The organism is Micromonospora sp. C41 (genome assembly GCF_018070485.1).
In the GTDB taxonomy this organism is placed as follows: Bacteria; Actinomycetota; Actinomycetes; order Mycobacteriales; family Micromonosporaceae; genus Micromonospora; species Micromonospora chalcea.
Genome location: NZ_JAGPXP010000013.1, coordinates 44,803 through 57,041 on the forward strand (window position 1 = coordinate 44,803; position 12,239 = coordinate 57,041).

Below are 12,239 nucleotides of genomic sequence, written 5' to 3' on the forward strand. Positions count from 1 at the left end.
GCCGGGCCGGCGGCGTACGTCAGGCGGGCTGCAACGGCTGCGCCGCGCCCTGGCGGACCCGCTCGTACAGCTCCAGATAGCGCTGCGCCATCCGGGCCGGGGTGAACCGCCGGGCCGCCTCGCGCCGGCACTCGTCCGGCTCCAGGCCGCCGGCGGCGAGAACCAGGTCGCCCAGCTCCTCCTCGACGCCGGTGAGCAGGCCGGTGCGGCCGTGCTCGACCAGCTCCGGCAGGCAGCCCCGGGCGGTGGCCACCACCGGCGTGCCCAGCGCCAGCGACTCGACCACGGCGGTGCCGCCCGGCTCCTCCCAGCGCAGCGGGAACAGCGACGCCCGCGCCGAGGCGACCAGGTCGTCGCGGTCCCGCCCGGCCACCGTGCCGACCCAGCGCACCCGGTCGCCGTCGATGTACGGCGCGACGTGGTCGTGGAAGAAGCGCACGTCCGGGTTCTGCCGCGCCTCGTCGCCGGCCGCGGCGAGATCCTCCGGCCGGTGGTACGGCCCGACCGGCCCGGCCAGCACCAGCGGGAAACCGGCCTCGTGGGCGAGCCGCGCGCCCAGGTCCTGCCCCTTGCCCGGGTTGATCCGGCCGAGGATCACCACGTGGTCGCCCTTCGCCACCGAGGCTTGCCGGTTCGCGTCCACCGCGAGCGGGGTGGACAGGTGCACGTGCCCCACCGAGTGCGCGCGCAGCGCCTCCGGCGCGCGCGCCAGCTGCGACGCGGACACGCCGTTGACCCGTACCCGGTCGCCGCCGTCGAGGTTGCCGTACAGCTCGGGGTGCTTGGCCAGGTCCCAGTGCAACGTGTGCAGCGCGGGCGGGGCGTCCGGGCCCATCGCCGCGAGCGTGGCCAGCCCGACCGCCTCCACGTGGTCGTGCACCAGGTCGATGTCGTCGCGGGCGTGCAGCGCCTGCACCACCCCGGACAGGTGCGCCTGGGACACGCCACACACCTGGTTGTACGGCCGTTGCAGCGCGTGGAACTGGCCGTCCGGGAAGACCGCGATCTTCTCGTCCACCGGCAGCGTGCTGCTCTCCACCGAGGCCAGCACCACCCGTACGCCCAGCCGGCGCAGCTCCGGCACGAGCGTGGCCACCACGTTCTCGATCCCGCCGTAGCCGGGCGGCGGCACGGACAGCCACGGACCGGCGTTCATCAGCACGGTGAGCGTCATGCGTTGTTCCTCCTCGCGCTCACGCGGCCGCGACCCGGCGGCGGCGCGGGATGCGGTGCCGCAGTTGCGCCAGCGGCGGGCGCTCCTGCACCGACACGTCGTTGACCACGACCTCGCGGTCCAGGTTGGGCAGCGCCTCCGAGCCGCCGCGGCGGAACTGGGTCAGCAGCGCGCCCGGCATCACCCCGGGCGCCGCCCAGCCGCGCCGTTGCAGCCGCGACCAGGCGGTCAGCATGATCTGCGCGGACATCCGGCCCAGCGCCGCGGTGTCCTGGTGCCGGTGCTTGCGCTCGCCCAGGTCGACCTGGGCCAGCGCGTCCAGCCCGACCAGCTCCAGCAGGTCGATGAGCATGGCTGTCTCCACCCCGTACCCGGTGACGAACGGCACCCGCTCCAGCACCCGGCGGCGACCGGCGTACTCGCCCGCGAGCGGCTGCACGAAGCCGGCCAGCTCCGGCCAGAACAGGTTGAGCAGCGGCCGGGCCATCAGCTCCGTCACCCGGCCGCCGCCGTCGGGCTCCACGCTCGTCGCGCCGACCAGCGGCCGGTGGTAGAAGCCCTTGACGAAGTCCACGCCCGGATCGGTGAGCAACGGCCCGAGCAGCCCGGTCACGAAGTGCGGCCGGAACTCGCGCAGGTCGGCGTCGACGAACGCGACCACGTCCCCCTCGGCCGCCGCCAGCCCGGCCCAGAGCGCGTCGCCCTTGCCGGTCAGCCGGGGCAGCCCGCGCGTCATCGCGTCCTGGCTGACCACCTCGGCGCCGGCCGCGCGCGCCACCTGCGCGGTCCGGTCGGTGGACCGGGAGTCGACCACGATCAGCTCGTCGACCAGCTGCACCCGGTCCATCAGGTGCTCCCGGACCGTCGCCACGATCGCGCCGACTGTCGCCTCCTCGTTGCGCGCCGGCAGCACCACGCTGACCCGGCTGTTTCCCTTTGCCCGGACCAGTCGCTGCGCCGGCCAGTCGGCGGCGGTGCTGGTGCGGTACGTGGCCCACGCCTCCACCACAGGTGAGACGGTCGAATCTGATTCCCGCACGGGCACCCCCATTAGTGGTGGAATCGCGAACCATGGTTTTCCCAATCCCGCATCCGCGCTAACCGGATCTTGCCTGACAACCTGATCACCAGGTGCGTACCGGGCGGTTCCGGGCAGATGAACGTTGCGTTGCGCCCCTCGGCGACGTTTCGGGCGCGGCCGCCGCGGGGAGTGGTGACCGCAGTCTTCCAGTCGTGGCGAGAGGGTTGGTCGGATGCGTACCTGCCGGGTGGGACTGGTCGGAGCCGGCGGGGTGGCGCAACGCCACGCCCGGGTGCTCACCGGCTTCGAGGACGTGGAGCTGCTCGGCGTGACCGACGTCGCGCCGGACGCGGCGCGGGCGCTCGCCGGCACGTACGGCGGCCGGGTGTTCCGCGACGTGGACGAGCTGCTCGCGGCCGGACCGGACGCGGTGTACGTCTGCGTGCCGCCGTTCGCCCACGGGCCGGTCGAGGAGGCGGTGGTCGTCGCCGGGGTGCCGATGTTCGTGGAGAAGCCGGTGGCGCTGGACCTGGAGACCGCCGAGCGGGTCGCGGCGCTGGTGGAGCAGCGCGGGCTGCTCACCGGCGTCGGGCACCACTGGCGCTACCTGCACGTGGTGGCGGAGGCGCGGCGGCTGCTCGCCGGCCGCCCGGTGCGGATGGTCAACGGCGCCTGGCTGGACAAGGTGCCGCCGGTGGCCTGGTGGGCGCGGCGGGACCGCTCCGGCGGCCCGGTGGTCGAGCAGGCCGCGCACGTGCTGGACCTGGTCCGGCTGCTGGCCGGCGAGGCGGTCGAGGTGAGCGCGTACGGCGACGGCAGCCCGCCGCCGGTCGACGGCGCCGACATCGACTCGGTGACCGCGGCCACGCTGCGCTTCGGCTCCGGCGCGGTCGGCACGCTCGCCGCGTCGTGCGTGCTGGGCTGGAAGCACCGGGCCGGCGTGGAGATCCTCGCCGACGGGCTGGCGCTGTGGCTGGCCGAGGACGGCCTGACCGTCCGGGACGGCGACGGCGAGCGGCACCTGCCCGCCGACCCGGACGGCGCGCGGATCGCCGTCGACCGGGCCTTCGTCGACGCCGTTCGTGGTCTCGGCGACGACGTCCGGGTGCCGTACGCCGAGGCGCTGCGCACCCACCGGCTGGCGCTGGCGGTGGCCGAGTCGCGCGTACCGGCCGGCCGGTGGCGCTGCCCACCGGCCCGGCGTCGCGGCTCACCGCGCCGGTCGTGGACGCGGGGGTGGGCGTCGATGCGTGACCGCGTGGTGGTGGTCGGCGGCCCGGGCCGGGTCGAGCTGGCCGAACTGGACGCGCCGGAGCTGCGCGAGGGCACGTTCCGGGTGGAGACGCTCTACAGCGGCGTGTCCGCCGGCACCGAGCTGAGCTTCGTCAAGGGCACCAACCCGTACCTGCACGTCACCTGGGACGCCGCGCTCGGACTGTTCCGGCCCGGCGGGGCGAGCACGCCGTACCCGGTGACCCGGCTCGGCTACATGCAGGTCGGGCGCGTGGTGGCCAGCCGTACCCCGGCCGTCGCGGTGGGCGAGGTCGGGGCCATGACGTACGGGCACCGCAGCGGCTGGGTCGCCGACCCGCTCACCGAGCGGTTCGTGCCGCTGCCCGACGACCTGGACCCGCTGCTCGGCGTGTATGTCGCGCACATGGGCCCGATCTGCGCCAACGGGCTGCTGCACGCCGCCGCCGACCTGTGCGGCGCCGACGTGCGCAAGCTCGGCGACGGCGTACGCGGTCGCCGGGTGGCGGTGGTCGGCGGCGGCGTGGTGGCGCTGCTGACCGCGCTGTTCGCCCGCCGCCACGGCGCCGCCTCGGTGGTCGTGGTCGACCCGACGCCGGCCCGGCGGCAGGTGGCCGAGGCGCTCGGCCTGGACACGCTCGACCCGGACGCGGACGACCCGGCGGTGGTGCTCAAGACCCGGTGGAACCACGCGGCCGGGGACCGGGGCGCGGACGTGGTCTTCCAGTGCCGCGGCCAGGACTGGGCGCTGCAACTCGCGCTGCGCCTGCTGCGACCGCAGGGCACCGTGGTCGACCTGGCGTTCTACCAGGCCGGTGCGGACGCGGTCCGCCTCGGCGAGGAGTTCCATCACAACGGGCTGTCGCTGCGGTGCGCGCAGATCGGCCGGGTGCCGCGCGGCCTGGCCCCCACCTGGGACCGCGAGCGGCTGTCCGCGGAGACGGTGGAGCTGCTGCGCCAGTACGGCGACATGATCCGCAAGCACCTGATCTCGGCAGTTGTCCCCCTGGACGAGGCCCCCGCCCTGCTGACCGACCTGGCCCAACGCCGCCGCACAGAACTCCAGGCAATCCTGACCCCCTGACCCCCTTTTCCAGGGCGTCGATCATGAGGTTGGCGGCGACAAAACGGGCGCCGGACGCCGCCAACCTCATGATCGACGGAAGCGGACGGGGCGGGCGGAACCCGGCGCGCGGCGGGCGGGGGTCACAATCGGCTCCGGTTCGCGTACCGTTGCCGCTCATGGGTGTGTCGCAACGGTTGAAGACCAGGTTCCGCCGGTTCCTCCAGCGCCCGGGGACGACTGTCGACCTGGCTCCGCTGGAGAAGCTGCTGCCGGCGATCGAGGCGCGCGAGGCTGACCTGGAGAAGCTCTCCGACGCCGAGCTGACCGAGGCCGCCGGCCAGGCGTCGGGGTACGAGGAGATCTGCGCGATCGGGCGCGAGGCGGCCCGGCGCGGGCTCGACCAGCGCCCCTACGACGTGCAGCTGCTCGGCGCGATGGCGCTGCTGTCCGGCAAGGTCGCCGAGATGGCCACCGGTGAGGGCAAGACGCTCACCGCGACCGTCGCCGCGTACGGCCACGTGCGGCTGGGCAACGGCCCGGTGCACGTGCTCACCGTCAACGACTACCTGGCCCGCCGCGACGCCGAGTGGATGACGCCGGTCTACGACCTGCTCGGGCTCAGCGTCGGCTGGGTCAACGAGGCGTCCACGCCCGACGAGCGGCGCGCCGCGTACGCCTGCGACGTCACCTACGTCTCGGTCAGCGAGGCCGGCTTCGACTTCCTGCGCGACCAGCTCGTCACCGACCTGGCCGACCGGGTGCAGCCGCCGCTGAAGACCGCGATCGTGGACGAGGCCGACTCGATCCTGATCGACGAGGCCCGGGTGCCGATGGTGCTGGCCGGGGCGGTCGGCGGCGAGCAGGACCCGGTGCACGCCGCCGCCGCGCTCGTACGCGGGCTGCGCAAGGGCAAGCACTACACGGTCGCCGAGGACGGCCGCAGCGTCGCCTTCACCTCGGTCGGCCTGGCCACCGTCGAGGCCAAGCTCGGCGGCATCGACCTGTACGACGAGGAGCACGTCGGGCAGCTCTCCGCGGTGAACGTGGCGCTGCACGCGCACGCCCTGCTGCACCGCGACGTGGACTACATCGTCCGGGACGACTCGGTCGAGCTGATCGACGAGATGCGCGGCCGGGTCGCCCAGCGCCGCCGCTGGCCCGACGGGCTGCAGGCCGCGGTCGAGGCGAAGGAGGGCCTGGACGCCACCGCCGAGGGCGAGGTGCTGGGCACGATCACCGTGCAGGCGTACATCGCGCTCTACCCGACGGTCTGCGGGATGACCGCGACCGCGGTGCTCGTCGGCGACCAGCTCCGCGAGTTCTTCGGCCTCGAGGTCGCGGTGATCCCGCCGAACACCCCCTGCGTCCGCGAGGACGAGCCGGACCGCATCTACGCCACCCGCGCCGAGAAGGAGGAGGCGCTGGTCGACGAGATCACGCGCTGCCACGAGGCGGGGCGGCCGGTGCTGGTCGGCACGCTCGACGTCAAGGAGTCCGAGGGGCTGGCCGCCGCGCTGAACGCCGCCGGCGTGTCGTGCGTGGTGCTCAACGCCAAGAACGACGACGAGGAGGCCGGGATCATCGCGGAGGCCGGCGCGTACGGCGCGGTGACGGTCTCCACGCAGATGGCCGGCCGGGGCGTCGACATCCGGCTGGGCGGCAGCGACCAGGCCGACCGGGACCGGGTGGCCGAGCTGGGCGGTCTCTACGTGATCGGCAGCGGCCGGCACGACAGCCGCCGGGTCGACGACCAGCTCCGCGGCCGGGCCGGGCGGCAGGGCGACCCGGGCGGGTCGGTGTTCTTCGTCAGCCTGGAGGACGACCTGGTGGTCCGGCACGCCGGCGACACCGTGCCGGCCTCGCCCCGGATGAACGCCGACGGCCTGGTCACCGACCCGCAGGTCGACTACGCGGTGGAGCACGCCCAGCGCGTCGCCGAGGGCGTCAACCACGAGATCCACCGCAACACGTGGCGCTACAGCCAGGTGATCGAGCAGCAGCGCAAGGCGCTCGCCGAGCGCCGGGAGCGGCTGCTGACCAGCGACATCGCCGCGCTGATGCTGCTGGAGCGGGTGCCGGAGAAGGCCAGCGAGATGGACGAGGACCTGCTCGCCGACGTGGCCCGCAAGATCGCCCTCTACCACCTGGACCGGCTCTGGGCCGACCACCTGGCCGAGCTGTCCGAGGTCCGCGAGGGCGTGCACCTGCGGGCGCTGGGCCGGCTCGACCCGCTCGACGAGTTCCACCGCAGCGCGGTGCCGGCGTTCAACGCGCTGGTGCCCGAGATCGAGACGCGGACCGTGGCCACGTTCGAGGAGACCGAGTTCGACGAGGGCTGGGAGCCGGACTCGTCGAAGCTGGTGCGGCCGAGCGCCACCTGGACGTACCTCGTGCACGACAACCCGTTCGGCTCGGAGCTGGACCGGCTGATCGCCTCGGTGGGCCGGCGGCTCATCTCCGGGTCGCGCTGACCCGCGCGGAAAGGCCCTTCCCGGCGCGACCGGGAGGGGTCTTTTTGCGCGGTTTCGCCCGCGGTCTGGGAGGGTAGTAGGCCGAGGCCCGGCCACAGGAGGGACGGACATGGGACAGGCAACGGCGCCGAGCGGGGACATCGGGTGGACGGTGGAGGCCACGGCCCGGTGAACCTCGACACGCGCCAACCCATGATCGACAACCTTGGTGTGCTGGAGACCGCCGCGCTGCTGCGCGAGCTGACCGCCGGACTGATCGGCGCGGCCGGGTTCGACGAGGCGCTGGACCGCCTGGTCCGCATCGCCCGCGACGCCGTACCGGCCGTGGACAGCTGCGGCTTCACCGCGCTGCGCGCCGGTGAGCCGGCCGGCGTGGCCGCCTCCGATCCGGAGCGGGCCGAGCTGGACGACCTGCGGCACGGCCCGGACACGCCCGCGATGACAGCGATCCGCCGCCGGGAGATGATCACCGCGGGCGGGCTGTCCGGCGACCCGCGCTGGCCGGTCTGGAACGAGCGGGCCCGCGCCCTGGGGGTGCACGGGGTGATCTCCGCGCCGGTCGACATCGACGAACAGGTCATCGGCGCGATCAACCTCTACGCCGACTCGCCCGACGCGCTGACGCCCCGGCACCAGCTCACCGCGATGCTCCTGGCCGAGCACGCCGGGCTGCTGCTGGCCGCCGCGCGCGACCGCGAGCGGGCGGCCACCCGCGCCGGTCAGCTCGACGACACGCTGCTGGCCGAGGGGGTGGTCGGGCAGGCCGTCGGCGTGATCATGACGCAGCGCGGCTGTCCCGCCCCGGAGGCCCTGCGGGTGCTGCGCAGCGCGGCGTCCTCGCTGGACATCCCGCTGCGCGAGGTCGCCGAGCGGCTCGTGCTGACCGTCTCCCGGCCCCGGGACAACTGAGCGACAGTCGTTTCACCCCGCGGCGCCTCGGGTAGCACTCTGGACTGGTGAGCTGCGCGGACCTGGGGAGGAAGCGATGCAGAGCCGTCTACGGGTGCAGGGGCACCCCATCCAACCGATGCTGGTGACGTTCCCGTTCGGCCTGTTCGTCTGTGCCGCGGTCTTCGACCTGGCCGACGTGGCGGGCGGTCCGGCGTTCCTCGGTGAGGTGGGCTACTGGACCGCGGTGGCCGCGCTCGTCGCGGCCGGGCTCACCACCGTCGCCGGAATGGTCGACCTGTGGGACGTGCGGGCCGGCCGGACCAGCCGGACGGTGCTGATGTTCAACCTCGTCAACGCCGTGATGGCGGCGCTGTTCCTGCTCTCCTGCCTGATCCGGGCGAGCGCGCCGCAGCGGGGCGCGACCGGTGTCCTGCTCGCCGCGGAACTCGTGGCGCTCGCCGTCGGCGCGGTCGGGGTGGCCCTGGGCGCGCGGCTGATGCAGCAGTTCGACCGGGTCACCGAGCCGGCCGGGTTCGAGCCGTTCGCCGACGTGCCCGCCGGTTCCACAGTCGAGATCGCCCGCCCGCGCCCGTACTGACGCCGGCCGAATTCCGTTGCCGCGGTCGGCGCGGAGCGGCAGGCTCGTGGGCATGGTCGGGACGTTCGAGGAACTGGTAGCCGAAGCCGAGGCGGCGCCGGTCGAGGGCTGGGGCTTCGACTGGCTGCGCGGCCGCGCCACCGAGGAGCGCCCGCCCTGGGGGTACGCGCGACTGGTCGGCGAGCGGATGGCCGCCGTGAAGGCGGCGCTGGACATCGACACCGGCGGGGGAGAGGTGCTGGCCGAGGTTCCCGCGCCGCCGCCGCTGCTGGTCGCCACCGAGGCGTGGCCGCCGAACGTGCCGGTGGCCCGGCGCAACCTTCGCCCGCTCGGCGCGACAGTGGTGCGGGTGGGCGACCGCCCGCCGCTGCCGTTCCGGGACGCCACGTTCGACCTGGTGGTGAGCCGTCACCCGGTGCACACCTGGTGGGACGAGGTGGCCCGGGTGCTGCGGCCCGGCGGCGCCTACCTGTCCCAGCAGATCGGCCCCGGCACGATGCGGGAGCTCAGCGAGGCGATCCTCGGGCCGCTGCCGCCGCCGGAGCACCGCCACCCGGAGGTGGCGGTCGCCGACGCGCGGGCCGCCGGGCTGAACGTCGTCGACCTGCGCGAGGCCACGCTGCGTACCGTCTTCCACGACATCGGCGCGGTGGTCTGGTTCCTGCGCAAGGTGGTCTGGACGGTGCCCGGCTTCACCGTCGGCCGCTACACCGACGAGCTGCGCCGCCTGGACGAGCGGATCCGCGCCGACGGACCGTTCGTCGCGTACGCCCGCCGCTTCCTCATCGAGGCGCGCCGGGACTGAGCGGGCCGGGCCGGTGGGCGGCGGCGTGGTGCGCGGCCAGCACGTCGGCGCCGAAGTCACCGGCCGGGCGGCGCAGCACCGTGTGCGCGTGGTTGCCGTCGTCGGTGGTGTTGTCGTACTCGATCAGCAGGTCCTCGCCCTGCACCCGGTAGTAGTGCCGCCGGCCCGGCTCGACCGGCCCGGCCCAGGCGAAGTGCAGCTCGCCGCCGTCGAGCCGGTCGGCCTCCCGGGCCGCCAGTTCCGGCGGGAGCCGGTCCAGGTAGAGCGCGACCAGCCGGTCCAGCAGCGCCCGGCCGGTCGGCCGCAGCCGCCCCCGGGGTACGCCGGGCGGGTCGAGCCGGCCGGGGGCGGTGGCCCGGGTGGCGCTGATGATGTCGGCGGGCGCCTCGTCGGCGATGATCGCGGCGGACCGGCCGCCCGGACCGAGCGCGTCGAGCAGCTCGCGGGCCAGGTCCTCCTCCGGGCCGAGCGGCCGGGTCACCGGGCGGCCGGCGTGCCGGACGGTGGCCGGGTTCGCGCCGAGGAAGACCGGCGCGGGAGAGACCCGGTCGTCGGCGACGGTCATGCTCACCGACAGGTGGTGTCCCTCGAACCGCCAGGCCCAGTCGTCGTCGCGGTCCGGGTCGCCGAAGACGGCCACCCAGTAGTCGCCGCTGTGCCGTCCGCGCCGCCAGTCCTCGGCCCGGTCCAGCACCTCCTCCAGCGCCATCACGGTCATGGCCTGCGCGTACGCGGCCGGGCTGAGCGCGGTGGCGAGCAGCCGGTGGGCGGCCTTGCGGGCGTCGACGTCCAGGCCGGCGAGCGCGACGCCGGGCCGGGGCCGTGGCCGGTACTCCAGCCAGCGCCGGGCCGGTTCGTCGTCGAAGGCGTGCCGGGCGGCGTCGCGGGCCGGCTCGTCCAGCGCGGCCAGGAACGCCGCCGCGGCCGCGCGCATCTGCTCGGGTACGGGATCCTCCACCGTCTCTGTATACCGCCTGGGGCTCACTCGCGGCGCAGCAGCGCCAGCATGTCCGGCAGCTCGAAGAACCGGGCGGTCTCGACCGCCGACGGGCCGCCGTGGTCCGGGTCGGCGCCGGCGTCCAGCAGCGCGCGGACCGCCGCCTCCTGACGCCGGAACACCGCCGCGGCGAGCGCGGTCTGCCCCCTGTCGTTCACCCGTGCCGGGTCGGCGCCCCGGGCCAGCAGCGCCGCCACCGTGTCCGGGTGGGCGTGGTACGCGGCGAGGATCAGCAGCGTGTCGCCCTTGGCGTTGGTGAGGTTGACCGGTAGCCCGGCGTCCACGTTGGCGGCCAGTTCCCCGGTGGCGCCGGCCCGGGCCAGGTCGAACATCCGGTGGGCGAAGGCGATGGTCTCGTCGTCGAGTTCGTCGGGCATCCGCCCAGGCTATGGCGTCCCGGCCGGACGCGCCTGGTAGCTTGCGCAGCCGGGCACGGGAGGCGCGCGCATGGACGATCGGGTGTACGTGGGCAACGCGGCGGTGGACGGCGCGACCGACGCGGGCTGGCTGCTGGGCCACTTCAAGCCGGCCGGGGACGTGCGGCACAGCACCGACGTCGAGGTGAAGTGGGGCGTGCACCCGGCGGGGGAGAGCCGGTCCCGGTGGGCCACGGGTGAGCGGCGCACCGCACTGCTGGTGCTGATCAGCGGCGCGTTCCGGATCGAGCTGCCGGACCGCACGGTGGTGTTGCGCGCGCCCGGTGACTACGTGGTGTGGGGCCGGGGCGTGGACCACTCCTGGTACGCCGAGCGGGAGTCCACGGTGCTCACCGTCCGCTGGCCGTCGGTGCCCGGTTACAAGGTGGATCCGCCGGTCCTGCGCTGAGCCGCGAGCCGGCGTCCCAGCATCTGGTATTACCTACTTAACCGATAGGCTTTGCCGTCTAAGCTGTGCGGGTACATCCGCTCCGCACCGTGAGGACGTCCCGCCGATGACCAGCACCGCTCCCGCCGATCTGCTCGCCGTCGCCGCCCGCTGGGCCGACCCGGACGGCTGGCCGGTGCCGCTGTGCTTCGACGCGTCCGAGCGGTGGTACGCCCGCCTGGACGCCGGCGACGAGCACGAGGTGTGGGCGCTGAGCTGGCTGCCCGGACAGGGCACCGGCCTGCACGACCACGGCGGCAGCGCCGGCGCGTTCCTGGTCGTGGCCGGCGTGCTCACCGAGGAGACGGTCAGCGGCGCGCGGCTGCGCCCGCACCGGCTCGCCGCCGGCGCCGGGCGGCGCTTCGGCGTACGGCACGTGCACCAGGTCACCAACCACGGCGGCCAGCCCGCCGTGAGCGTGCACGTCTACCGGCCGGCGCTGACCCGGATGACCCGCTACCGCCTCGTCGCCGGCCGGCTCCGGGTCGCCGAGGTGGCCGAGGCCGGCGTGGCCTGGTGACCCACCCCCGCAACCCCGACGAACGGAAGGACGCCACGATGGCGCAGATCCCCACCACCGCAACCGAGCGCTGTCCGGCTCCGCCGCCGGGCTCGCGGGGCATCGACGAGATCCTCGCCGCCGCCCGGGCCCGCCTGTGCCGCCTCGACCCGGAGCAGGCGCACCTGGCGTGCCGGGCCGGGGCGCTGCTGGTGGACATCCGCCCGGCCGCCCAGCGCGCCGCACAGGGCACCGTGCCGGGCGCGCTCGTCGTCGAGCGCAACGTGCTGGAGTGGCGCTTCGACCCGCGCTGCGCGGCCCGGCTGCCGCAGGCGGTCGACTACGACGTGCCGGTGATCGTGCTCTGTCAGGAGGGCTACACCTCGTCGCTGGCCGCCGCCGCGCTCCAGGACATCGGCCTGCACAAGGCCACCGACGTCGTCGGCGGCTTCGCCGCCTGGCACATCGCCGGCCTGCCCACGCTCGGTCCCACCCCGCCGACCCGACCCTCGTCCGCCGCGCCCCCGGTCACCGCCGGTGGGGCGCTCCGCTGACCGTCCCGCCACACCGGCGGGGCGGGGCGACCGCCCGCACAGGAGGCT

Annotated in this window: 12 protein-coding genes; 8 read left to right on the forward strand and 4 right to left on the reverse strand. The window is 74.9% G+C overall.

Features of this window, described 5'->3' with window-relative positions:
- Positions 1–19: 19 nt before the first annotated feature.
- Both KBX43_RS15995 and KBX43_RS16000 read right to left on the reverse strand, forming a co-directional pair.
- Positions 20–1,174 (reverse strand): glycosyltransferase, encoded by a 1,155-nt coding sequence (locus KBX43_RS15995; protein ID WP_210885146.1) that lies wholly within the window; start codon positions 1,172–1,174, stop codon positions 20–22.
- Between the two features lie 19 nt (positions 1,175–1,193).
- Entirely contained in the window at positions 1,194–2,225 is a 1,032-nt protein-coding gene (locus KBX43_RS16000) for a glucosyl-3-phosphoglycerate synthase (RefSeq protein ID WP_187693681.1), read from the reverse strand.
- 202 nt (positions 2,226–2,427) lie between these two features.
- On the opposite strand from KBX43_RS16000, the gene KBX43_RS31575 reads away from it, so the two are divergent.
- The 5 genes from KBX43_RS31575 (at position 2,428) to KBX43_RS16030 (ending at position 9,277) form a co-directional block, all read left to right on the forward strand.
- On the forward strand, positions 2,428–4,530 hold the full coding sequence (locus KBX43_RS31575; RefSeq protein ID WP_247677452.1) for a Gfo/Idh/MocA family oxidoreductase: 2,103 nt from the start codon (positions 2,428–2,430) through the stop codon (positions 4,528–4,530).
- A gap of 158 nt (positions 4,531–4,688) precedes the next feature.
- Complete coding sequence (secA2, locus tag KBX43_RS16015) at positions 4,689–6,983, forward strand: accessory Sec system translocase SecA2 (RefSeq protein ID WP_210885156.1); 2,295 nt, start codon at positions 4,689–4,691, stop codon at positions 6,981–6,983.
- Positions 6,984–7,175: 192 nt separating this feature from the next.
- Positions 7,176–7,892, forward strand: a complete 717-nt coding sequence (locus tag KBX43_RS16020) for a GAF and ANTAR domain-containing protein (RefSeq protein ID WP_205796412.1) — start codon at positions 7,176–7,178, stop codon at positions 7,890–7,892.
- A gap of 76 nt (positions 7,893–7,968) precedes the next feature.
- Positions 7,969–8,472: a DUF2231 domain-containing protein gene (locus KBX43_RS16025; RefSeq protein WP_043324476.1), complete on the forward strand. Its 504-nt coding sequence runs from the start codon at positions 7,969–7,971 to the stop codon at positions 8,470–8,472.
- Positions 8,473–8,524: 52 nt separating this feature from the next.
- Positions 8,525–9,277 carry a class I SAM-dependent methyltransferase gene (locus KBX43_RS16030; protein WP_210885158.1) on the forward strand — a complete coding sequence of 251 codons (753 nt, stop codon included), beginning with the start codon at positions 8,525–8,527 and terminating at the stop codon, positions 9,275–9,277.
- Here the strand turns inward: KBX43_RS16030 and KBX43_RS16035 are convergent.
- Entirely contained in the window at positions 9,255–10,211 is a 957-nt protein-coding gene (locus KBX43_RS16035) for a DUF3500 domain-containing protein (protein ID WP_205796651.1), read from the reverse strand. The genes KBX43_RS16030 and KBX43_RS16035 overlap by 23 nt on opposite strands.
- 47 nt (positions 10,212–10,258) lie before the next feature.
- Complete coding sequence (locus tag KBX43_RS16040) at positions 10,259–10,651, reverse strand: ankyrin repeat domain-containing protein (protein WP_104112510.1); 393 nt, start codon at positions 10,649–10,651, stop codon at positions 10,259–10,261.
- 70 nt (positions 10,652–10,721) lie between these two features.
- Here KBX43_RS16040 and KBX43_RS16045 point away from each other — a divergent pair, with 70 nt between their 5' ends.
- From KBX43_RS16045 to KBX43_RS16055, 3 genes are all read left to right on the forward strand, one after another.
- Positions 10,722–11,099, forward strand: coding sequence for a hypothetical protein (locus KBX43_RS16045; RefSeq protein ID WP_064446127.1), 378 nt, complete (start codon positions 10,722–10,724; stop codon positions 11,097–11,099).
- 106 nt (positions 11,100–11,205) lie between these two features.
- Positions 11,206–11,658, forward strand: a complete 453-nt coding sequence (locus tag KBX43_RS16050; RefSeq protein WP_210885160.1) for a cysteine dioxygenase family protein — start codon at positions 11,206–11,208, stop codon at positions 11,656–11,658.
- 38 nt (positions 11,659–11,696) lie between these two features.
- Positions 11,697–12,191, forward strand: coding sequence for a rhodanese-like domain-containing protein (locus KBX43_RS16055; RefSeq protein ID WP_210885162.1), 495 nt, complete (start codon positions 11,697–11,699; stop codon positions 12,189–12,191).
- Positions 12,192–12,239 lie beyond the last annotated feature (48 nt).

What these genes read in the sequence shown, in the direction of transcription:
- KBX43_RS15995 (WP_210885146.1), bottom strand. Translation starts at nt 1,174, where the DNA reads ATGACGCTCACCGTGCTGATGAACGCCGGTCCGTGGCTGTCCGTGCCG.
- KBX43_RS16000 (WP_187693681.1), bottom strand. Translation starts at nt 2,225, where the DNA reads ATGGGGGTGCCCGTGCGGGAATCAGATTCGACCGTCTCACCTGTGGTG.
- KBX43_RS31575 (WP_247677452.1), top strand. Translation starts at nt 2,428, where the DNA reads ATGCGTACCTGCCGGGTGGGACTGGTCGGAGCCGGCGGGGTGGCGCAA.
- secA2 (WP_210885156.1), top strand. Translation starts at nt 4,689, where the DNA reads ATGGGTGTGTCGCAACGGTTGAAGACCAGGTTCCGCCGGTTCCTCCAG.
- KBX43_RS16020 (WP_205796412.1), top strand. Translation starts at nt 7,176, where the DNA reads ATGATCGACAACCTTGGTGTGCTGGAGACCGCCGCGCTGCTGCGCGAG.
- KBX43_RS16025 (WP_043324476.1), top strand. Translation starts at nt 7,969, where the DNA reads ATGCAGAGCCGTCTACGGGTGCAGGGGCACCCCATCCAACCGATGCTG.
- KBX43_RS16030 (WP_210885158.1), top strand. Translation starts at nt 8,525, where the DNA reads ATGGTCGGGACGTTCGAGGAACTGGTAGCCGAAGCCGAGGCGGCGCCG.
- KBX43_RS16035 (WP_205796651.1), bottom strand. Translation starts at nt 10,211, where the DNA reads ATGCGCGCGGCCGCGGCGGCGTTCCTGGCCGCGCTGGACGAGCCGGCC.
- KBX43_RS16040 (WP_104112510.1), bottom strand. Translation starts at nt 10,651, where the DNA reads ATGCCCGACGAACTCGACGACGAGACCATCGCCTTCGCCCACCGGATG.
- KBX43_RS16045 (WP_064446127.1), top strand. Translation starts at nt 10,722, where the DNA reads ATGGACGATCGGGTGTACGTGGGCAACGCGGCGGTGGACGGCGCGACC.
- KBX43_RS16050 (WP_210885160.1), top strand. Translation starts at nt 11,206, where the DNA reads ATGACCAGCACCGCTCCCGCCGATCTGCTCGCCGTCGCCGCCCGCTGG.
- KBX43_RS16055 (WP_210885162.1), top strand. Translation starts at nt 11,697, where the DNA reads ATGGCGCAGATCCCCACCACCGCAACCGAGCGCTGTCCGGCTCCGCCG.